Genomic DNA, 22,099 nt, shown 5'->3' with positions numbered 1-22,099 from the left:
TCGTACTTTTGCTAAGCTGTTGTTCCATCGCTACATACTGCCTTAAAGTAGAGAGAAACGCACAGTAATTATTGATTACACAAGTATACTCAGGCGATTAAATCAGCATATTTATGCGTCGCGACACAGAAGCCTGCCGCGACGCCAGAAGACTAAACCGCTTTAATCGAAATCGGCTCACCCTGCATACGTTTACGCATTGTGCGTTTCGTACGGTCAATGACGTCACCGGCCAGTTGACCACATGCCGCGTCAATGTCATCACCACGTGTTTTACGCACAATGGTGGTGAAACCATAGCTCATCAGCACCTTACAGAAACGATCGATACGGCTGTTTGAGCTGCGACCATATGGCGCACCCGGGAACGGGTTCCACGGAATCAGGTTGATCTTGCACGGCGTGTCTTTCAGCAACGCGGCCAACTCATGCGCATGCTCAGTACCGTCATTCACGTGGTCGAGCATTACGTATTCAATGGTTACGCGGCCCTGATTAGCATTGGATTTCGAAATGTAACCGCGAACCGATTCGAGGAACGTCGCAATATTATACTTTTTGTTAATCGGCACAATTTCGTCGCGAATAGTATCGTTCGGCGCATGCAGGGAAATAGCCAGTGCAACATCAATCATGTCACCCAGCTTATCCAGCGCAGGAACCACGCCGGACGTCGACAGCGTAACGCGGCGTTTGGACAGGCCAAAACCAAAGTCATCCAGCATGATTTCCATTGCCGGTACGACGTTAGTCAGGTTCAGCAATGGTTCGCCCATCCCCATCATCACTACGTTAGTGATAGGACGTACGCCGGTCGTTTTTACCGCACCGATAATTTTTGCCGCCCGCCAGACCTGACCAATAATTTCTGAAACTTTCAGGTTACGGTTGAAGCCCTGCTGCGCCGTGGAGCAGAATTTACACTCCAGCGCACAGCCGACCTGCGAGGAAACGCACAGAGTGGCGCGATCGTCTTCCGGAATGTACACCGTTTCAACGCGCTGATCGCCTACGGCAATCGCCCATTTAATCGTGCCATCAGAGGAGCGCTGCTCTTCCACAACTTCCGGCGCGCGGATCACCGCAACTTCTTTGAGCTTATTACGCAGCACCTTATTGATGTCGGTCATCTCATCAAAATCGTCGCTGCAATAGTGGTACATCCACTTCATCACCTGATCGGCGCGGAAGGGTTTTTCGCCTAAGTTTTTGAAAAACTCTCGCATCTGCTGACGATTCAAATCCAGCAGGTTAATTTTTGCATCTTTATTGGGAACCGTCAGTGCGACGTTCTCAGGCGTGACAATGTGTTCAGACATAGTTTGTGTATTCCGGCCTCGTTATTACACGTTATGGCCCCTGGAGGGTTGAAAAAAGAAGCGCCCCGGGAATGCGTTTTGCAATTCACGGGGCGCTGCATTGTACAAATTCTGCTGTGCAGATGCCACGACTGTGCGCAGCATTGACAAAATAAAGTGTAACTATGCTTACAATTTCCGATGGGCTTCACGCAACACGGCGCGCAAGGCGGCGGAAATTAGCGAGTGCGCGGGCAAACTTCGCCTTCGCCGAAGAAATAGGCGATTTCACGCGCGGCAGACTCAAGTGAATCGGAACCATGGGTGCCGTTCTCGGTGAAGCTGTCAGCATAATCCGCGCGCAGAGTACCGGCCAGCGCGTTAGCCGGGTTGGTGGCGCCCAGCAGGTCACGGTGACGCTGCACCGCATTTTCACTTTCCAGTACGGAGACCACGATCGGGCCGGAGGTCATGAATTCAACCAGACCGTCGAAGAATGGTTTGCCATCGTGTTCAGCGTAGAAGCCGCGAGCCTGCTCAACGGACAGATGCAGCATTTTCGTGCCAACAATCTTGAAACCAGCAGATTCAAAACGCGCGAAAATACTACCAATAACGTTTTTTGCCACCGCGTTCGGCTTGATGATGGAAAAAGTACGTTCAATAGCCATGTTAACCCCTGTAAGTTGTTCTGTTGTCGTACATACATACGTATGACCTGGCGCGGATTATAAAGAGCAACGCGGGCATTGCCTATGGATAAAGGTAACATTTTTTTAAAATAAGACGAGTTTCAGCAACACCATTCACCAAAACGTCTCTAACCAACGTATTACGGCGCCTTGAGGCGGCAAGAGTGGGGATCCCCGGCCGCTGACATAAATCAGGTACCGGGGTGAGCGCGAGCAGTCAGCACAAAGGTCGTGTCAACGCTGACGCGTATCTTCGTTGCGTCATTGCACCGCGAACTCGACTGCCGCAACCTGCCCGGCATCATCCATCACCAGTAACTGATACTCCCCGCTTTTATCAAGGTTAAGGCTTAATATGCGATCATGACCGTCCAGCGGCTCTCCGTTTAAAAACCACCAGCGTCGCCCTTCCCCACCGATGGCCTGTAGTGGCAATGTTGCCTGCGAGCGCCCCGGTAGCCGTTTGATCACTGCGCCGTCCCGGATCCCCGAGAGCAACAGCGGCGGCGGTGCGTTCTCATCACGCGGAGGACATGTTTTCGAGCGCGGAGGTAATCTCGCCGCTCGCCGCTCGCCATCGGGCAACCAGGGTTCCAGGGGCAAAGGCCAGACGATAACTGTACGTTGCTGCGCATCGGGGCAGTCTGCTGCGACCCGTTCTCCCTGCGCGTTTACCCATACGGGAAAACGGATGCCGCGAGCGCCTTCCTGTTCAGCCATCAGCATCGTGGGCGGCTGGCTGTTATCTAAAAGCCAGGTCGCCAGACGGCGGCGGCAATTGCTGTCCCCCTCTGGCAAACTCTGCCCGCCAGGCCAGCAGATAACGTCGCGGCTTACCGATTCCGGGCGGGGATCCTGTGGCAAACGCGCCAGTTCCAGCGCGGAGCGCGGCTGCAGCAGATTGTTAACCTGATTGAGCAAGGGGACTGCGCTGGCGAAACCAAATTGACCAGCAACCGGCGTGCCGTCCGGCCTGCCCGTCCAGACGCCAATCACATAGCGGCTATTGAGCCCAATGGCCCACGCGTCACGATAACCGTAGCTGGTGCCGGTTTTCCAGGCCAGCGGCACCACTTGCGGGAGCGCGCTGTCCGGCAGGGGCTGCGCTTCCCCGGCAAGAATGCGGCGAATAATCCACGCCGCGCCCGGAGACATCAACGTTCTTTCCATCAGCGGGTCGTCTGGCTGAAAGCGCAACTGCCCGGCCTTGCCGTGACGCGCAAAGGCGCTATACGCTGCAGTGATATCCGCCAGACGGGCGCCTGCGCCCCCCAGAATAAGTGACAGGTTCGGCTCCGCGCCTTCCGGCAATTTCAGCGGCAACCCCGCATTGCGCAGCGTGGCAGCAAATTTCTTTGGCCCGTAGGCCTCCAGAACCTGAACCGCGGGAAGATTGAGGGAACGAACCAGCGCCTCATTCATACTGACCGGGCCGTGAAAACCACTGTCAAAATTACCGGGCCGATAGTCTCCCGTTCGCCGTGGCACATCCTGCAGCAACGAGGCGGGATGAATCAGACCGTCATCCATCGCCAGGCCATATATAAAGGGCTTTAACACCGATCCCGGCGAGCGGGTGGCGCTGACCATATCGACATGGCCAAAACGGCTGTCGTCATTGATGTCAACCGATCCTACCCAGCCACGGACTTTCATGTCCGTATGGTCGACAACGATGATCGCCAGCGAGCTACGCGGGGGAAGACGAGATTTAACGCCAGCAGCCATGTCTTCAAGCTGACGCTGGAGGCTGGCATCGAGTGTGGTGGTAATCTTGAGACCCGGATCTTTGCTCAACATATAGCGAGAGAAGAGGGGCGCGAGCTGCGGCATCTGACGGGGCGCCAGCCAGACCGGCTCTTCACGCGACTCCTCAACCTGCTTTTGGCTCCACACTCCCTGCGAGACCATGCGATCCAGTACTTTATCCCGCGCCGCCTGTGCACGTTCCGACCAGCGGTCCGGGCGCAGGCGACTCGGCGCCTGCGGTAAGACGGCCAGCAGTGCCGCCTCTGCATAGCTGAGCTGAGCGGGGGATTTACCCAGATACACCCAGCTTGCCGCCCCAACGCCCTGCAACGTACCGCCAAACGGTGCCCGGTTGAGATAGAGCGTCAGAATATCGCGCTTGGAGAGATGCCATTCCAGTTGCATCGCCCGCCACAGCTGGCGGACTTTACCGCCAAAAGTACGCGGATGGGGATCGAGCAGACGCGCGACCTGCATGGTGAGCGTACTGCCGCCAGAGATAACTCTGCCAGCCAGCAGGTCCTGCCATGCGGCACGGGCGACCGAAAGCGGGTTGACGCCTGGATGTTTCCAGAACCAGCGATCTTCGTATTCGATAAGCGCCTGTAAATAGCGTGGGGAGACATCCTCTATCGCCACCGGGTAGCGCCAGATCCCTTCGGCATCGGCGAAGCGCCAGAGCGGCGTGCCATCTTCCGCCACGACGACACGCGCCGGGTTGACCTCTTTCAAGGGCAACGGCCAGAGTTTGTCGGCAATAAAAAGAACCAACGGAATAAGAAGAAACGCTCCCGCAAGCCAAAGCCCGCGGGAGCGCCAGGTGCGCCCTTTGTTCATACTAAGGGCGAACGATCAGCGGACCGCTTGCGGCCCCGGTGGCCCGCCATTGCGGTACATACATCGATTCCACCTGTGGCATCGGCAGTTGATAGGTTCCCGGCGTTACCGCACGCGCAAGATACACCAGCGTCACTGGCTGGCCTTCGCTCACGGAGACGGCGGCGACAAAGCGATCATCGCGGAATTCCATATGGGCAATATCTGCCTGCTGCATACGGTTGAGGAGTTCCTGTACTTCGCTGCCGCTATCCTGCAGACTCGCGCTGCTGCTGGCCAGGTTCTGGTTTTCCAGCTCCAGCCCGGCGGGCAAAAGGTCGACTACCAACGCATCCGGCACGTTGTGGCTGGCACGCACTTCAAGCCACACCAGCACCAGCTCGCCGCTTTTCAGCGAGGCCAGCGATTTTGTCTGCCCATCGGTACCGAGGATCTGGCGTTCAATGTTCAGTACATTGCTGGCTGGTGCCGGGGTGTATTCCGGATACCCTGTGCTGTCGAGACGCAGCCACATCGGACTTTCCCCGGTGTTGGTCACCGTCAATGCCGTCATCTGGTCCGCATTGAGTTCGCGCGTTTGCGGTTTGTCGCCTTTAAGTTCTTCATTGGTCAAAGAGGTCTGTGCCTGCCAGGTGCCCGGCAAGTTTTGCAAATGACGCCCTGCCAGATAGAGCGCATTGCTCTCCTGGGTAGAGAGCCAGCGTTGACCGTATGCCTGTTCAGATAAAGTGGTCAGCAGCTTGTTCTGCGCATCCGGCAACAGCGAGTTTTCTTCCAGCAGGGACAGCATCAGCGCGTTATCTCGCAGATCGCTGCCGTAGTCCGCCATCCAGCGCTGCGCTTTCGCACGCGGCGTGGTTAACGCCAGCGCCAGTGCTTGTTCACTACGCGGTGCATCGCCCATCAGCTTGAGTGCGACACCCAGTTGCAGCAGAGGCAGACCGGCTTTCGCCTGAGCATGGCGTTGCCACAGTTCGCGCAGTGCCCCGAGAGGCGCTTTCTGCTGACGTGCAAGCACCAGCGCCGCATAGCTTTGCGCCGCAAATTTGGTCGCCTGGACATCGTCGCTGTAACGTACCGCCATCACCGCCGGGTCTTGCAAGTAACGCAAAAGGCGGCTATTGGCATTATTCAGCGCTTCAACCGGCACGCTGTAGCCCTGCTCAGAGGCGCGTACCAGGAAGTCAGTCACGTAAGCGGACAACCAGTACTCTTCCGGCCCGTTTTTATCCCATAACGAGAAGCCGCCGTCGTCACGCTGCATTTGCAGTAAGCGGGAGATACCGATTTCCACTGCCGCACGGCGCTGTTCATCGCTGTCACCCTTGATACCCATCGCCTTAAGCTGGGCCGCATTGGTATACAACGACGGGAACAGCCCGCTCGCCGTCTGCTCAAGGCATCCGTACGGGTAGGCTTTCAGTTCCTGAATGTAGCGGGCAATATTGAGCGAAGGACGTCCGCTGAGCAACAACTGCCCTTGCAGCGCCACAGGCGAAATGCGTTTCGTATGCTCAGCCGGTGCATTCCAGCTCTCATGCGGGTAGAGCATGACATCGCTACTGATGGTCTGAGCCGGGTAAGCCGGACGCACACCGATTTTCCACGATTTATTCTGCGTCGCGAAGGTTTCTCCCGGCAACGTCAGACCTGAAACCGAAGCCGTCACTTCGCCATCGCCATAACCGTCCAGCGCGCGTACCGGAATAAAGAGCGTCATCCGCGCCCCTGCCGCCACATTCACCGGTTTCGGCTGTTCGCTTTCCAGTGCCAGCAGTCCTTTTGCCGCCAGCGCAATATTCAGCGTCTGTGGCTTATCGGTGAGGTTAGTAATATCGAGCGTCAGGCGGCTGGTATCGCCACCGGCCAGGAAGCGCGGTGTGTTTAGCTCCGTAATAACCGGTGCTGCCACAATCACTTTGCCTTCGCTATTACCAAAGTCTTCCGCCGTCCAGGCCTGTGCCATCACACGCAGTTCACCGTTAAAGTCGCCAACGGGGAGCGTGACGGTTCCTTCACCGTTGTCATCGAGCGTCACCGGCTGCGCCTGCTGGGCGATGATGGTGACATGGTTAACCGGTGGCTTGCCACCGCGGTTGAGTTCGTCGCCATCACCACCAAAACGTAACGCGGCCAGACGCCCCTGCCCTTCAATCACCTGACCATAAATGTCATAGATATCTGCGCCATAGCGTTTTTGCCCGAAGAAGGCTTCCCACGGATCCGGCGTGACATAATCGGTGATATTCAGTACGCCGCTATCCACTGCGGAGACCAATACGTTAACCTGTTTTGGCACAGTGCCGTTTTTCAGGCTGGCCTTCACTTTGACCGTCAGCGGCTGGTTCGGGCGCATTTTTTGCGGTGTTTCCAGCGCCAGGGAGAGACGACGGTTTTCGTCACCCATCGGCAGATGGAGCAGGCCCACGGCGCGTTTCGGAGTTGCCGATTTTGATTTATCCCCCGGACGCACCACCAGCGTGCTCAGGTAGAGATCGTGGCGACGCCATTTCTGATCTACCGGGATGGAGAGATCGAGCCCGGTCGCGGGTACATCGATTTCCTGCCACCACAACGGCCCTTCGCTGGACTCAATCATGGCGTAACCTTTACCCGCGGCAGGAGCGGTAATATGCAACTTGATGGTATCGCCCGGCTGATAAGAGGGTTTATCAAGTTTCATGGTGACGCGGTCAGGGCGCGCAGCCCCGGATCCGTCACTGTTATCCTGCCAGCTGTAGCCCGCCCAGAAACGGACGCTACTGACGCTTTCATCCGGCGCTTTGACTTCCAGACGATACGAGCCCCACTCTACCGGTACGGTAATTTTCCCGGTTTCGTCAGCTGCCAGATCCAGCGTCTGCTCATTCTCCACCAGATCTTTTTGATCGAATTGCGACTGCCAGCCTTCACTTTCCGACCAGTTCCAGTAGTAATCGCGACGTTCACGAATCAGCCGAACCTGCAGGCCCGATACTGCTTTTTTTACGCCCTGTGCGTCGGCATAGACAATATCAAAACCGGCATTGCCATTTTCATCAACAATGGGCTGGTTGACGGTGGTATCGGTGCGGTAATCGTAAACCGCTTTTGAGGCAAACTGCGGGCGAATACCCGGCAATGCAGGTGCAGGCCAGACAGCCTGTTCAGCACGACGCGTGACCGGGCGACCGCCCGATTCCAGCAGGCTTGCCTGCAAAATGACCTGCAACGGGGAGTGCGTTTCCTGCCACTGGCTGGGGGCTGTAACCTGACCATGGCCTTTTTCGTCCAGCGTCAGATGCACTTCATCCAGGGTACGCGTCAGCGTTTCATCGGCAATGTCGCCAAACTGGAAGCCGGGCAGCGCTTTTACCGCTTCGCGTAAAGGTCGCAGCCAGAGCTGCCCCTGCAGGGTGTTGCCGTTAGCAGGCGCACCGTACAGGTAATAGCCGGCGACGTTGAAATCCACATCCTCATCGGCTTTGAGCGGTGTCGCTTGTGGGCTCAGATTCAGCGCCATGCGTTCTGGCATAAAATCTTCCACATGGAAAGACCAGTTGCGTAGTTGGTTATCCCCGGTATTGGCGCGAATCGACCATGTACCGGTTTGCGCGCTGGCATCAAGGGCATAGGTAAAATGATAAAGACCGTTTGTCGGCTGGCTCACCACGGTACGCATCACCTGACCATCCGGTTTGACGACTTCAAGCTTCACGGGTTGATCGGCAAGTGGTTTACCGTCGCTGTCACGCAGCAGAGCATTTAAGATAACCGTTTCGCCCGGACGGTAGAGATCGCGCGGACCAAACATAAAGAACTGCTTGCTGTAACCCGGATCCCCGGCAATCGCAAATTCCGCCAGATCGAGGGCGGGAAGTTGCAAGTCGAGCAATGTTGTCTCGCCGTCTTTACGCGCCAGAACCAGCGCCGCCTCTTTGTCGGTGGTCAGTGTGGCATGTCCCTGCGCATCGCTCGTCGCCTGAGCCAGCGTCTGGCCTTTCTCGTTCAGTAGCACAACGTCGACGCCCGATTGCGCCGCTCCGTTTTCCAGCCCCTGTGTGAAAATATCCAGCCGATTATGGTAACGGTGAGCAGACAGACCAATATTACTCAGCGTGAAGAGAGTGGCCGCATTGCTATAGCTATAATGCCCCGCCTGGTTCATCACGGCGATATATACGCCAGCCTGCTGCAGGGGTTTGATTTCCCCCAGCGGAAGCAGGAGTTTTTCTCGGGTGTTACGTGCCGGGTTGAGGTCAAACCGCCCGGTGTAAACCAGATCGGCCATTTTCAGCAAGGTGTCTGACTCCCAGTTCGTCAGCGCATTACGGTATTCCCATTGGCTGACAAACGCCGCCAGCGATTCCGGCTTCACGCGGTAGAAGTTCACGTCCACATTATTGACGTTAAGCGCCATAACCGGCAGCCCTTCCACCACTTTTCCAGGCAGTAAAGACCCGCGGCTGGCGAAGCCGACGGTAGGCTGAATATCACGCGTGGTAATCGCCTTTTCGTAATCAATGCCAAAGGTGGCTTTATTAAGCGCCACCAGCCCGCGGTCAACGGATACCAGTAACTCGCGGTTGGGTTCAAGGTGACGCAGGCGAAGCTCTTTCAGGTTTGTGGAGAGTTCCCACGCCCCGTCTACTTTGCCATTCTTTTTATCCACCACATGGACAGTCTGGGCAAAGTTTTGATCCGGGTCGAGCGGAACGGAGAAGGTCAACACAAGGGCAGCCGCGCCCTCAAGCTGAACCTCGGAGGCATCAACCAGCGTTAACGGCTTACCTTCACTGCTCGCCGCCAGTTGTTTGAGTTTTTCGCCATCCGGTTTTGCCGCGGCTGGAGTTTGACTCGCGGCTGGCGCTGCAGCGGCCGGTGCGGCCTGCGCTTCCTGAGGTTTATCGTTGTTATCACAGCCTGCCAATATAAACGCACTTAAGAAGGCGATAGCCATCGCCGCTGAACGTTTTAGTTTCATCCTTTATCCCTGGCCCACAAAGCCTGTTAATTCGTTAAGCGTAAGTATTATGCGTGACTTTGCCGATTACAAACACCCTCCCAGAATCTGGAAAGCGCTTCGTTGTATTGAGCCGGTTCGCTCGGGCGTGTTACCGCGATCACAGGTCGTAACGTTACATGTTACCTTTTAGGTCATTTGTTTTTAAAACAACAAGATAGATGGCTTCTTTTTACGTGTACCTGCTAACGTTACTGCATCTTCACCTATTTTTCGCGGTTCATATAAGAGAGAACGTTATGAGCAGAGCCGTTAATGCCCTACAAAATTTCGGTAAGTCCCTCTTTGGTCCGGTGCTGATTTTGCCGATTGTCGGCTTGTTTATCGCCTTCGGAAATATTTTCGGCAACGGCAACCTGGCAGAGTACCTGCCTTTTCTCGGTCACCCGCTGATTCAACACACCGGACAACTGATTGCAAAGTCCGCCGTCTCGGTACTGGCCAACCTGGCGCTGGTGTTCGCCGTCGGCATCCCCGTTGGCCTCGCCGCGCGCGATAAAGGCTATGCCGCGCTAATTGGCCTTGTCACCTTTATCGTTTTTATCAACGCCATGAATGTCACCATGCAGATGCAGGGGGCGCTGGCAGCAGCAGATCAGATGAAAGCGGCGGGCCAGAGCATGGTGTTGGGTGTGCAGGTACTGGAGATGGGCGTCTTCGCCGGGATCCTCACCGGCGCGCTATCGGGATATGTGTACAACAAATATTCCGGCGTACAGTTTTCCGGGGCGATGGCTATCTATTCCGGGCACTGCTTTGTCGCCATTATCATGCTGCCTGTCTCCATGGTGCTGGGCGTGATCATGAGCGAATTGTGGCCTTTCGCCCAGCATGGCATCAGCACACTGGCGATGGCCATTAAAGGCGCCGGGCCCTTCGGCGTGGCAATTTATGGCTTCCTTGAACGCATCCTTGTGCCCACTGGCCTGCATCACCTGGTCTACACGCCATTTTTATATACCGAGCTGGGCGGTACGCAGGAGGTATGCGGCTCCATGTACCAGGGCGCACGCAATATTTACTTTGCCGAGATGGCCTGTCCGGACGTGAAACAGCTTAGCAGTACGGTGGTATGGGATGCGCGCGGTATCAGTAAGATGTTCGGCCTGCCTGCGGCGGCGCTGGCTATGTATTTGACCGCGAAGCCAGAACGCAAAGCAGCGGCAAAAGCGATTCTTATCCCCGCAGCGCTGACCTCGCTTCTGGTTGGGGTGACTGAGCCTATCGAGTTTTCTTTCCTGTTCGTCGCGCCGCTGCTGTTCGTGGTGCATGCGGTGCTGACCGGTATCGGCATGATGCTTTTCTCCCTGTTTGGCGTCCATGCGATCGGTGCAAACGGCATCATTGATTTCATTCTCTATAACCTGCCGCTCGGCACTGAGAAATCGAACTGGCCGATGTACATCGTGGTTGGCCTCATCATGTTCGCGCTCTATTTCATTATCTTCCGCTTCCTGATTTTGCGTTTCGACATGAAGACGCCTGGCCGGGAAGCCGAAGACGAAGAGACGCGTCTTTACAGCAAACAGGATTACCAGGCCAAAGGTAACAACGATGGGCTCGGCGTGGCGATCATTGAAGGGCTTGGCGGACGCGGCAACATTGAGGTGGTAGACAACTGCTATACCCGTCTGCGCGTCACGGTAAAAGATGTCGCCACTATTGATGAACCTCGTCTGAAAGCAACAGGCGCGAAGGCGGTCATCAAACAAGGCAATAACGTTCAGGTGGTCTACGGGCTGCATGTCAAAAAAATGCGAGAAGCCGTTGAGGCCTTTCTCTAAAGGAGACTAAAGATGTTGAACCCCCCATTTATTCTCTCTATCGCCGGCGGCGGCAGCACCTATACGCCAGGGATCGTCAAAAGCCTGATGGTACGTCTGGAAGATTTCCCTCTGGCGGAAATTCGCCTCTACGACATTGACGAAGCCCGACAGAGCACCATTGCGCCGGTCGTGGAAAAGGTCATTCGTGACCACAGCCAGAGTATCAAATTTACCGTCACCAGCGATCCGGAAGCGGCCTTTAGCGGTGCCCATTTTGTCTTCGCCCAGATGCGCGTCGGCCAGTACAAAATGCGTGAGCAGGATGAAAAGATCCCGCTACGTCATGGGGTGGTGGGTCAGGAAACCTGTGGACCTGGCGGTCTGGCCTACGGTTTACGTACCATTCTGCCAATGGTTGAACTTATAGACCTGGTGGAGCGCTACGCGGATAAACGCGCCTGGATTGTAAATTACTCCAACCCGGCAGCCATTGTTGCCGAAGGGGTACGCCGCCTTCGCCCTGACGCGCGCGTACTCAATATTTGCGATATGCCGGTCGCGGCGATGCGTAATATGGGGGCAATTCTCGGCGTTGATCGCCACAAGCTGGAGGTGGATTACTTCGGCCTGAACCATTTTGGCTGGTTTACCCGCGTGCTTGTCGATGGCGAAGACAGGCTGCCTCAACTGCGCGAACATATCGCCCGCTTTGGCCTGCTCACCGAAGATGCCGCACAGACCGATCCGCAGCATTCCGATCCGTCGTGGGTGAAGACATGGCGCAATATTAAACCATTGATGGATCATTTCCCGGAGTATCTGCCGAACCCTTATCTGCAGTACTACCTGATGCCCAACGAGATTGTGGCGCATCAGGACCCGAACTATACCCGCGCCAATGAGGTGATGAACGGCCGGGAGAAAAAACTGTTTGCCGCAGCCCAGGAGTACCAGCGTACCGGCATCTTACCGGATGCGTTCCATGTCGGGGTTCACGGCGCGTTTATCGTCGATGTCGCCTGTTCGCTGGCCTTTGATTTACGCCAGCGTCACCTGGTGATCGTCGAAAACAAAGGAGCGATTGCGAATCTACCCTACGATGCGATGGTAGAAGTACCGGCTTACATCACGGCAAACGGGCCGGAGCCAGTGCGCATGGGGGCCGTGCCGTTGTTTCATCAGACATTATTGATGCAGCAACTCGCCTCGGAGCAGTTGTTGGTGGAAGCCACCATTGAAGGCAGTTACGAGAAAGCCCTGCAGGCCTTTACGCTCAACCGTACGGTACCCACCATGCAACACGCCAAAGCGATTCTTGATGAGATGATCGCGGCGAATCGAGAATACTGGCCCGCGCTGCAAAAAGCCTGGGAAAACGGTCGGGCGGTAAAAAAATAACGAGGTTACTCTCGCCTTTTGCGATGGTTGCTTGTCGGGTCAGGAAAAAACGTTAACAATTCAGGATATACCCGAAATAATTCGAGTTGCAGGCAGGCGGCAAGTGAGAGAATCCCCGGGAGCTTACTGATTTAAGTGACTGGGGTGGACAATATAGCCAACACGCCTGCAACCTGAAGTATGACGGGTTTCTTGTTGATGACACGGAGGCAACCATGTCCACCTCTTTTTTTGTCGCAGCCGACTGGCTGATTGAACACGCTGATGATCCAGAACTTCAGGTCATTGATGCGCGTATGGCCCCTGCAGGCCAGGAACACACCCGTGATATGACGGCGGAGTACCGCGCCGGACACATCCCCGGGGCGGTATTTTTTGATATCGAAGCCCTTTCTGATCACACCACTTCTTTGCCGCACATGTTACCGCGCCCGGAAGCGTTTGCCGTCGCCATGCGCGAACTGGGCATCAGCCACGACAAACATCTGGTGGTCTACGATGAGGGCAATCTCTTCTCTGCCCCGCGCGCCTGGTGGATGCTGCGTAATTTCGGTGTCGAACACGTTTCAATCCTGGCGGGTGGACTGGCGGGCTGGCAGCGCGATGAGTTGCCGCTCGAACAGGGTGATGCCGATTTGCCACAGTCTGATTTTGAGGTGAAATTTGACCCGTCAGTGGTTAAACGACTGACCGATGTGCTGCTGGTCAGCCACGAGCGTACCGCACAGCTCGTGGATGCACGCCCGGCAGCCCGTTTCAACGCCGAGGCGGATGAGCCGCGTGCAGGTCTGAAACGCGGCCATATTCCCGGCGCGTTGAATGTACCGTGGGGCGATCTGGTTGTTAACGGCGAGTTGAAAACGACGGACGAACTGGAAGCCATCTTCAGACGCCAGGGGGTTAATCTGCAGGAGCCGATTATTGCCAGCTGTGGCTCGGGGGTCACCGCCGCTGTCGTTATTCTGGCGCTGGCCACGCTCGGCGCCCCTAACTTGAAGTTGTACGATGGTTCCTGGAGTGAATGGGGCGCACGCGACGATTTGCCGATTGAACCTGCGTAAATGGATACCCGCTTAGCGCCCCTTTTGTCGCGTGGGGAGTCGCTTACCCGCGCCGAATACCGGGTACTCGCCCACCTCACGGATCACCCGTTACTGGTGGGCAATATCACTGTACGCGATCTGGCGACGGCGACCTTTGTCTCTACGGCCACGATCATGCGGCTATGTCAGAAACTGGGGTTTAGCGGCTACAGTGAATTTATCTGGCACTGTAAGCAACTTCTGGCCGATACCCCTCATATCCCGGAGCAGGTTACGGGCAATGGCAACACCCTGCCCGCGCTTTTTCATCAGTTTATGGCGAACTACCAGCAGACCTTTCAGTGGGTGACCGAGGAAAAGCGCCGCCAGTTCGTCACGTTGCTGCGTGAGAAAGAGAGTTTTTTCCTTTATGGTGCCGGGTTTTCGTACCTGTTTGCGGAATACCTGACGAAAAAATTGCAGGTGCTGGGTAAAACGGCATTTATTTCCGGCCCCGGCGACAGCCGTAATATCTTCCTCAGCAACGCAGCGCGTTACCAGGTGTTTATTGCCGTCTCACGTAGTGGTGAAACGGAACAGGTTCTGGATAAAGCGCGTATTGCGCAGAATGTCGGTATGACGGTTATCGCGTTTACCCGCGCCTCGGCAAATACGCTGGCAAACCTCGCGGATTTGCATTTTGCGCTGTATGACGAAGCGGTGCATTTTGCCGCCGAAGCGGCCGGTGTCACGTCGTTTGAGTCGAATCTGGTGCTACTGATGGACTTACTGCTACTGGAAGCGACGGGCTAAGCCCGTCGATACCTCAGATAATGCGGTTGTTCTTCAGATCGCGCAGAAAACTGCCCCAGCGGCGCTCATAGAAAGGGGGGATATGGGCAATCATAAAATGGCTGACCCCGTGCTCCCCTTTTACTACCTGGCAAATATCCACCGGCTCATCCCCCGGTAAGGTGTCCATCGCCACACTGCCTGCCGCCTCAATCACACTCTCAATGTCGCCTTCTGCTTCAATACCAATCAGCAGATTCGGCTGAGCATCATTTTTCTCTTTGATAGAGCAAAGGTATGCACATTTCACATGGTTGAAGGTCGCGAACAATTTGGTCAACGAATCGATCATTTGCGCGGGCGGTTCCGCCACTTCGGAGAGCAGCAGCGACATACCGCCTTCCAGCACTTCCTGCTGGCTTAACGGGCTGTCATCTTTACCCACCAGATGGCTGATTTCACGCGGCGTGAGCTCTTTGCCGGTCGGTAACTTCGCATTGAGAAACAGCGTCTCGCCAAGCGTCATTTCAAATAGCGTTCGCGCAGGCATCACCACAAACGCTTGCTCGGTTTCTACCGCCTGCTGCAGAGCCTCAAGGGAGGTGAAAAAGGGGATCACCGACTGACCGTCGTCCTTTTCCCAGTGCTGTAGATCCAGCACGCTGTCTTCAACAATGGCTTCATCTTCGGCAGCGGTACCCGGCACCCAAACGGTAGACTCCAGCAATTTGCGGAAAAACGCCGGGCGATAAGCAGGCTCGGTCGCCGCCTTTTCCAGCAGGGTATCGAGGGTTTCAGGCTCGTGATGATGGTCGTGATCTGAATGGGACATAGATTTTACTGTTCGTATTGAGCTGTTTGATGCCCTCACCCCGACCCTCTCCCACAGGGAGAGGGGGGAAATCGCACCGTGCGGTTCCCTCGCCCTTTTGGGGAGAGGGTTAGGGTGAGGGGAAAAATTACTTACTGGTCAGCAGATTAGCCAGTGCACGCACGCCAAGGCCCGTCGCACCTGCCGCCCACTGCTCTACCGCCGCTTTGCGATAGGTCGCAGAGCAGTCGATATGCAGCCAGCCCTGCTGGTAATTTTCCACAAAGTGCGAAAGGAAACCTGCCGCGGTACTTGCCCCCGCCGGGAACGCCGCACCCGCGGTGTTATTCAGCTCAGCAAAGTTCGACGGCAACTGGTTACGGTGGAATTCCGCCAGCGGCAAACGCCAGAACGGCTCGTTTTCCGCCGCGGCGCTTGCCAGTAAACGGTTTGCCAGTTTGTCATCGAAGCTGAACAGCGCATGGTAGTCATTACCCAACGCGGTTTTTGCAGCCCCCGTCAGGGTCGCGGCATCAATGATAAATTGCGGTTTCTGCGCGGAGGCATTGATCAAACCGTCTGCCAGCACCAGACGCCCTTCCGCATCGGTGTTCATGACCTCCACGGTTTTGCCGTTACGGTAGCGGATGATATCGCCCAGTTTGAAGGCGTTGCCGCTGACCATATTGTCTGCGCAGCACAGATAAAGTTTCACACGCTTGTTCAGGCCGCGCGTAATGGCAAACGCCAGCGCGCCGGTCACCAGCGCCGCGCCGCCCATATCGGATTTCATCGAATCCATAAACGCGGTCTGCTTGAGGCTATAACCGCCGGAATCGAAGGTAATGCCTTTACCGACCAGGCAGGCATAGATCGGGGCTTCTGCATCGCCCGTCGGGTTAAAGTCCAGTGACAGCAGTACCGGCGGACGTTCTGAACCGCGTCCAACAGTGTGGATGCCCATGTAACCTTTATCGCGCAGATCTTCGCCTTTGACGATGCGGTAAGAGACCGCCTCGCCCCCCACCTCATCAAGCAGATCCACAGCGCGTTGCGCCAACTGCTCCGGGCCGAGATCTTCTGCCGGTGCATTGATGATGTCACGCACCCAGTCGATGGTTTTCAGACGGCTGTCGAGCTCTTTTTGATCGGCCTCGGATAAGGTTGCCCATTCAATTTTACGCGTTCCTTTTGGCCCTTTGTAACCGGCCCAGAACGCCCAGCTCCTGTCCGCATCCCAGCCTTCACCGCTCAGCGCGACATGCTTTATCCCCATGCCGTCGATTTTGCGCGCGGCACGCTGGATTAATCCAGTGTCATCTTTACCGGTCAGGTGCAGGGCAATGCCGTCGTTATTAATACTGTAGAGCGCTTTTTCGCCCCAACGAGCGTCTGCGCCCTGGGTCGTCAGCGTAATTTTCATCGCTTCTGTTGTCATTGTTTTGTCCTTTAGCGCATGGGATATGAAAACGGGCCGCCAGAAGGCAGCCCGTCGATATCAAGATGCTTCATCTAACCAGACTAGCAGAATTGCTTCGAGAATCTTTTCGTTCGATGCGTTCGGATCGTCATCAAAATCTTCCAGATCGCAAATCCACTGGTGCATATCGGTGAAGCGGACAGTTCGTGGGTCGAGATCCGGGTTAGCGTCATACAGCGCCTCGCCGATCTCGCGACTGTCGGTCCATTTCAGTGCCATATTAATGCTCCCGAGCGTGGTTGATAGTGTAACGCGGGATCTCCACAACCAGATCTTCGTCGGTGACACGCGCCTGGCAACCCAGGCGACTTTCTGGCTCCAGACCCCAGGCTTTATCCAGCATGTCGTCTTCGTCTTCGCTGCTTTCCGGCAACGAATCAAACCCTTCACGCACGACACAGTGGCAGGTGGTGCAGGCGCAGGATTTCTCACAGGCGTGTTCAATCTCAATACCGCCACGCAGGGCGACATCAAGAATGGTCTCGCCGCTCTTAGCTTCCAGAACTGCGCCATCGGGACAGAGGTCCTGATGAGGCAGAAAAACGATCTTTGGCATGTTAAACCTCGTCGACGGAATGGCCTTTTAACGCGGTGCGCACGGACTGATCCATGCGGCGCGCGGCGAATTCCTGGGTTTGTTTGTCTAGATTTTTAATGGCTTGTTCTATGGCGTCCGTATCATCGCCGTTAGCGACCGCGCTTAACTGTGCGATAGCCTCGTCGATAACCGTCCGCTCTGCGGCGCTTAACAGCGCGGCATCTGTCGCCAGCGCACCGTTCAGGCTTTCCAGAACGCGGGCTGCTTCCACTTTCTGCTCAGCCAGCATACGTGCTTTCACGTCCTGCTCAGCGAAGCTCATGGAATCTTTAATCATGGTGGCGATTTCGTTGTCGGTCAGGCCGTAGGACGGCTTCACCTGAATGGCCGCTTCAACGCCGGTGGATTTCTCCATCGCCGTTACGCTGAGCAGGCCGTCCGCATCCACCTGGAAGGTAACACGGATATGCGCGCCGCCTGCCGGCATCGCCGGAATACCACGGAGTGCGAAACGCGCCAGTGAACGGCAATCCTGCACCAGTTCGCGCTCGCCCTGCATCACGTGGATGGACATGGCCGTTTGACCATCTTTGAAGGTGGTGAACTCCTGCGCACGCGCCACCGGAATGGTGGTATTACGCGGGATAACTTTCTCCACCAGCCCACCCATGGTTTCCAGACCAAGCGACAGCGGAATCACATCCAGTAGCAGCATGTCGCTGTCTGGTTTGTTGCCCACCAGAATATCAGCCTGGATTGCCGCGCCAATGGCGACGACTTTATCCGGGTCGATGGAGGTCAATGGCGTACGGCCAAAAAACTCACCCACTTGCTCGCGAACCAGCGGTACACGCGTGGAGCCGCCCACCATGACCACTTCCAGCACCTCGTTCGGCTCAACGCCCGCATCTTTCAGCGCGCGACGACAAGAAAGTAGCGTACGTTTGACCAGCGTCGAAATCAGCGCTTCGAATTGTTCACGGGTCACGACGCCCTGCCAGCCAGCCACCTCAACGGTAACGGAGGCCGCGTCGCTCAGCGCAATTTTTGCGGCGATAGCGGCATCCAGCAGTTCACGCTGCAGACGGTTGTCGCCATGCTCAGGCAGGTTCGCCTGCTCGCGGATAAAATCAGCCAGCAGATGGTCGAAGTCATCGCCACCCAGCGCGGAATCACCGCCGGTAGCCAGCACTTCAAACACCCCACGGCTTAAGCGCAGAATGGAAATATCAAAGGTACCGCCGCCCAGATCGTAAACGGCAATCACACCCTCTTTACCGGAATCCAGACCATAGGCAATCGCCGCGGCGGTCGGTTCGTTGAGCAAACGCAAAACATGCAGGCCAGCCAGACGCGCGGCATCTTTGGTGCCCTGACGCTGTGCATCATCAAAATAGGCCGGAACGGTGATAACTACGCCGTCGAGTTCGCCGGACAGAGACGCTTGTGCGCGAAGCGCAAGGGATTTCAGAATATCGGCAGAGACGCGGATCGGGTTTATCAGCCCCGCACGGGTGGCGATCATCGGCAGGCCGTTTTCGCTTGCCTGCAATTGATACGGCAGATGCGGGTAACGTGCCTGAATATCGCTCAGCGCGCGGCCCATCATTCGTTTTACGGAGCTGATGGTATTAACCGGATCCTGAGCTGCGTTGGCACGCGCGTCATAACCCACGGTATGTTCGGTAGCAGAGTAGTGCACAACCGAAGGTAACAGATGACGCCCGGCGCTATCGGCAAGGGTCTCAGCCTGACCGCTACGTACAGTAGCAACCAGAGAATTGGTGGTGCCTAAATCGATGCCTGCCGCCAGACGACGCTGATGCGGCGCGGCACTCAAACCAGGCTCACTAATTTGTAATAAGGCCATCTTGTGCTTCCAGAAAAATTAAAAACCGAGCAGTTTTTCTTCGAGTTGTTCTGTTGAACTGCGCAGTTTATCGAGAAAACGCAGTTTACGCACGGTATCCGCCGCGACATCCCACGTTTCAGTATTCAGTTGTTCAACCAGTTGCTGATGGCGGGAATCAAACATACCTTTCACGCGTTTGATAAAACGTTCCAGACGCGCCTGATCCTGCGCCTGTTCAATCTCATCGAGCTCTTCGCGCAGTTCCAGTTGTTCCATCAGAAAAGCGGTATCGCGCACCGTATGTTGTTCGCTGGCGAGATCGAATCCGTGCAGTGAAAGGAGATATTCCGCGCGGTTCAGCGGATTACGCAACGTCTGCCATGCCTGATTAATGGTTGCAGACTGCTGCAGTGCAGCCAGTTGTTCTGTCTGGGTTCCGCTGGCGAATTTATCCGGATGGTATTGGCGCTGCAGATCCTGGTAGCGGGAAGCCAGCGCCTGAATGTCAATCTGATAGTGGGCGGATAACCCAAAGAGAGTGAAGTAATCCATAGCAATCTCGGAATAGCCTGCTAAAACAAACCCCACGCACAGTCATACTCTTCGTCCTTCACGCCGACTCAGCGCGAAGGAGGTGAGTCTTTTCTATGGTGGGGCTTATCGGTGAAATGCAATTACACGTTAAAGCTTTCGCCGCAACCGCACTCGTCTTTGACGTTCGGATTGGTGAATTTAAACCCTTCGTTCAGGCCTTCTTTAACGAAATCCAGTTGCGTGCCATCAAGGAATTGCAGGCTTTTGCCGTCGATAACGACCTTCACACCTTTATCTTCGAACACGGTGTCTTCCGCCGAGGGTTCGTCAACAAATTCCAGTACGTAGGCCATGCCAGAACAACCAGAGGTTCTGACCCCCAGACGCAGGCCAAACCCTTTACCGCGGTTGGCCAAAAAGTTATTCACTCGCGTTGCAGCACTGTCGCTCAGGGTAATCGACATACAATGCCCTCAATTATTTTGCTTCACGTTTACTTTTGTAATCCGCAATCGCGGCCTTAATCGCATCTTCCGCCAGAATAGAGCAGTGGATTTTTACCGGCGGCAATTCCAGCTCTTCGGCAATGTCAGTGTTTTTAATTGCCTGCGCTTCGTCCAGGGATTTGCCCTTCACCCACTCGGTAACCAGCGAGCTGGAAGCGATAGCCGAACCGCAACCGTAGGTTTTAAAGCGCGCGTCTTCAATGATACCCTCATTGTTGACTTTGATCTGCAACTTCATCACGTCGCCACAGGCCGGTGCACCCACCATGCCGCTGCCTACGCTCTCGTCGCTGTTGTCGAAAGAACCCACGTTGCGCGGATTCTCATAATGATCGATTACTTTTTCGCTGTAAGCCATGTTCTGTTCTCCTGATTCCGCTACCGATTAGTGATGTGACCATTCAATGGTGTTCAAGTCCACGCCCTGTTTGAACATCTCCCACAGTGGAGAAAGTTCGCGCAGACGACCAATGGAGCTGCGAACCAGCTTGATGGCGTAGTCAATCTCTTCTTCGGTAGTGAAACGACCTAAAGAGAAACGAATAGAGCTGTGTGCCAGCTCGTCAGTCATACCCAGCGCACGCAGTACGTAAGAGGGTTCCAGGCTCGCCGAGGTACAGGCAGAACCAGAAGAAACCGCCAGGTCTTTGAGCGCCATGATCAGCGACTCGCCTTCAACATAGTTAAAGCTGACGTTGAGGATATTCGGTGCGCCCTGCTCAAGAGAGCCGTTCAGGTAGACCTCTTCCATATCTTTCACGCCGTCCCACAGACGGTTACGCAGACCGCGCAGACGCGCCATCTCGGTGTCCATCTCTTCTTTGGCGATACGGTAAGCTTCACCCATGCCGACGATCTGGTGAACTGGCAGCGTACCGGAACGCATGCCGCGCTCGTGACCACCGCCGTGCATCTGTGCTTCGATGCGGATACGCGGTTTACGACGCACGTACAGCGCGCCGATGCCTTTCGGGCCATAGATTTTGTGGCCGGAGAAGGACATCAGGTCCACTTTCAGTTGGCTCAGGTCGATAGGCAGTTTGCCTACGCTCTGGGTCGCATCAACGTGGTAGATAATGCCGCGCGCACGGCACATTTCGCCGATGGTCGCGATATCCTGCACCACGCCGATTTCATTATTCACGTGCATAATGGAGACGAGAATGGTGTCGTCACGCATGGCCGCTTCGAGCTCTTTGAGGTCGATGATACCGTTGCTCTGCGGGGCGAGATACGTGACGTCAAACCCTTCACGCTCCAGCTGACGGCAGGTGTCCAGCACGGCTTTGTGTTCGGTTTTGCTGGTGATAATGTGCTTGCCTTTTTTCTGATAGAAGTTGGCCGCACCTTTGATCGCCAGGTTATCGGATTCGGTCGCGCCAGAGGTGAAAACAATTTCACGCGGATCGGCACCAACCAGCTCAGCAATCTGATTACGGGCGATATCAACCGCCTCTTCAGCCTGCCAGCCAAAACGGTGAGAGCGGGAAGCTGGGTTACCAAAAGTCCCGTCCAGAGTCAGACACTGCATCATTTTCTCAGCAACACGCGGATCCACCGGCGTGGTTGCGGAGTAATCGAGATAGATCGGTAATTTCATTGCTCTATAAACTCCGTACATCACTCAATGCAATGAATCAGGCTACCGGCTGGATGTACGACCGTTTATACGGGGTGACGGATCACCCCGGCCTGATTCTGAATTCTTATAGTGTTTTAACCTAACTGTTTTGCGGTGCAGCAAGGCGGCAAGCTTGTGAATGCCCGGGAGCTTACATAAGTAAGTGCCAGGGTTGAACAAGTGCGGCCCATGCAGCAGCGC

At 55.6% G+C, this 22,099-nt stretch carries 17 protein-coding genes; 4 read left to right on the top strand and 13 right to left on the bottom strand.

All coding sequences use genetic code 11. From position 1 onward, the window contains the following. Positions 1-152 precede the first annotated feature (152 nt). The 4 genes from rlmN to L2097_RS00405 form a co-directional block, all read right to left on the bottom strand. The gene (rlmN, locus tag L2097_RS00420) at positions 153-1,319 is read right to left on the bottom strand and encodes a dual-specificity RNA methyltransferase RlmN (protein WP_047369288.1); all 1,167 of its coding nucleotides are present in this window, start codon (positions 1,317-1,319) and stop codon (positions 153-155) included. A gap of 218 nt (positions 1,320-1,537) precedes the next feature. Beyond that, positions 1,538-1,969 (bottom strand): nucleoside-diphosphate kinase, encoded by a 432-nt coding sequence (gene ndk, locus L2097_RS00415; protein WP_047369287.1) that lies wholly within the window; start codon positions 1,967-1,969, stop codon positions 1,538-1,540. 282 nt (positions 1,970-2,251) lie between these two features. Next, positions 2,252-4,576: a peptidoglycan glycosyltransferase PbpC gene (pbpC, locus tag L2097_RS00410; protein ID WP_250351920.1), complete on the bottom strand. Its 2,325-nt coding sequence runs from the start codon at positions 4,574-4,576 to the stop codon at positions 2,252-2,254. A gap of 1 nt (position 4,577) precedes the next feature. Beyond that, a complete protein-coding gene (locus tag L2097_RS00405; RefSeq protein WP_250351919.1) occupies positions 4,578-9,539 on the bottom strand; it encodes an alpha-2-macroglobulin family protein in 4,962 nt (1,653 codons plus the stop codon). Positions 9,540-9,817: 278 nt separating this feature from the next. Between L2097_RS00405 and L2097_RS00400 the strand changes: the two genes are divergently transcribed. From L2097_RS00400 to L2097_RS00385, 4 genes are all read left to right on the top strand, one after another. Continuing rightward, positions 9,818-11,362 (top strand): PTS transporter subunit EIIC, encoded by a 1,545-nt coding sequence (locus L2097_RS00400; protein WP_085005430.1) that lies wholly within the window; start codon positions 9,818-9,820, stop codon positions 11,360-11,362. Between the two features lie 12 nt (positions 11,363-11,374). Next, positions 11,375-12,742 carry a 6-phospho-alpha-glucosidase gene (locus L2097_RS00395; protein WP_142516176.1) on the top strand — a complete coding sequence of 456 codons (1,368 nt, stop codon included), beginning with the start codon at positions 11,375-11,377 and terminating at the stop codon, positions 12,740-12,742. A gap of 215 nt (positions 12,743-12,957) precedes the next feature. After that, positions 12,958-13,803 (top strand): 3-mercaptopyruvate sulfurtransferase, encoded by an 846-nt coding sequence (gene sseA / locus L2097_RS00390; RefSeq protein ID WP_250351918.1) that lies wholly within the window; start codon positions 12,958-12,960, stop codon positions 13,801-13,803. Beyond that, positions 13,804-14,577 carry a MurR/RpiR family transcriptional regulator gene (locus tag L2097_RS00385; protein WP_047369281.1) on the top strand — a complete coding sequence of 258 codons (774 nt, stop codon included), beginning with the start codon at positions 13,804-13,806 and terminating at the stop codon, positions 14,575-14,577. A gap of 13 nt (positions 14,578-14,590) precedes the next feature. On the opposite strand, the gene sseB is transcribed toward L2097_RS00385, so the two are convergent. From sseB to iscS, 9 genes are all read right to left on the bottom strand, one after another. After that, a complete protein-coding gene (gene sseB, locus L2097_RS00380) occupies positions 14,591-15,388 on the bottom strand; it encodes an enhanced serine sensitivity protein SseB (RefSeq protein WP_250351917.1) in 798 nt (265 codons plus the stop codon). A gap of 127 nt (positions 15,389-15,515) precedes the next feature. Beyond that, positions 15,516-16,805, bottom strand: coding sequence for an aminopeptidase PepB (gene pepB / locus L2097_RS00375; protein WP_047369279.1), 1,290 nt, complete (start codon positions 16,803-16,805; stop codon positions 15,516-15,518). A 60-nt stretch (positions 16,806-16,865) separates the two neighbouring features. Then, positions 16,866-17,066 (bottom strand): Fe-S cluster assembly protein IscX, encoded by a 201-nt coding sequence (iscX, locus tag L2097_RS00370; RefSeq protein ID WP_039079658.1) that lies wholly within the window; start codon positions 17,064-17,066, stop codon positions 16,866-16,868. A 1-nt stretch (position 17,067) separates the two neighbouring features. After that, entirely contained in the window at positions 17,068-17,403 is a 336-nt protein-coding gene (fdx, locus tag L2097_RS00365) for an ISC system 2Fe-2S type ferredoxin (protein ID WP_039079657.1), read from the bottom strand. A gap of 1 nt (position 17,404) precedes the next feature. Next, positions 17,405-19,255 (bottom strand): Fe-S protein assembly chaperone HscA, encoded by a 1,851-nt coding sequence (hscA, locus tag L2097_RS00360; protein WP_085005428.1) that lies wholly within the window; start codon positions 19,253-19,255, stop codon positions 17,405-17,407. An 18-nt stretch (positions 19,256-19,273) separates the two neighbouring features. Continuing rightward, on the bottom strand, positions 19,274-19,789 hold the full coding sequence (gene hscB / locus L2097_RS00355; protein ID WP_047369277.1) for a co-chaperone HscB: 516 nt from the start codon (positions 19,787-19,789) through the stop codon (positions 19,274-19,276). A 122-nt stretch (positions 19,790-19,911) separates the two neighbouring features. Further along, positions 19,912-20,235 (bottom strand): iron-sulfur cluster assembly protein IscA, encoded by a 324-nt coding sequence (gene iscA, locus L2097_RS00350; protein WP_039079654.1) that lies wholly within the window; start codon positions 20,233-20,235, stop codon positions 19,912-19,914. 13 nt (positions 20,236-20,248) lie between these two features. Then, positions 20,249-20,635, bottom strand: a complete 387-nt coding sequence (iscU, locus tag L2097_RS00345) for a Fe-S cluster assembly scaffold IscU (protein ID WP_003860661.1) — start codon at positions 20,633-20,635, stop codon at positions 20,249-20,251. Positions 20,636-20,662: 27 nt separating this feature from the next. After that, entirely contained in the window at positions 20,663-21,877 is a 1,215-nt protein-coding gene (iscS, locus tag L2097_RS00340; RefSeq protein WP_047369276.1) for a cysteine desulfurase, read from the bottom strand. Between the last annotated feature and the right edge of the window lie 222 nt (positions 21,878-22,099).

It is taken from the genome of Citrobacter sp. MNAZ 1397 (genome assembly GCF_023613995.1).
Classification (GTDB): Bacteria; Pseudomonadota; Gammaproteobacteria; order Enterobacterales; family Enterobacteriaceae; genus Phytobacter; species Phytobacter ursingii.
This window is presented reverse-complemented; position numbering and strand designations above follow the sequence as displayed.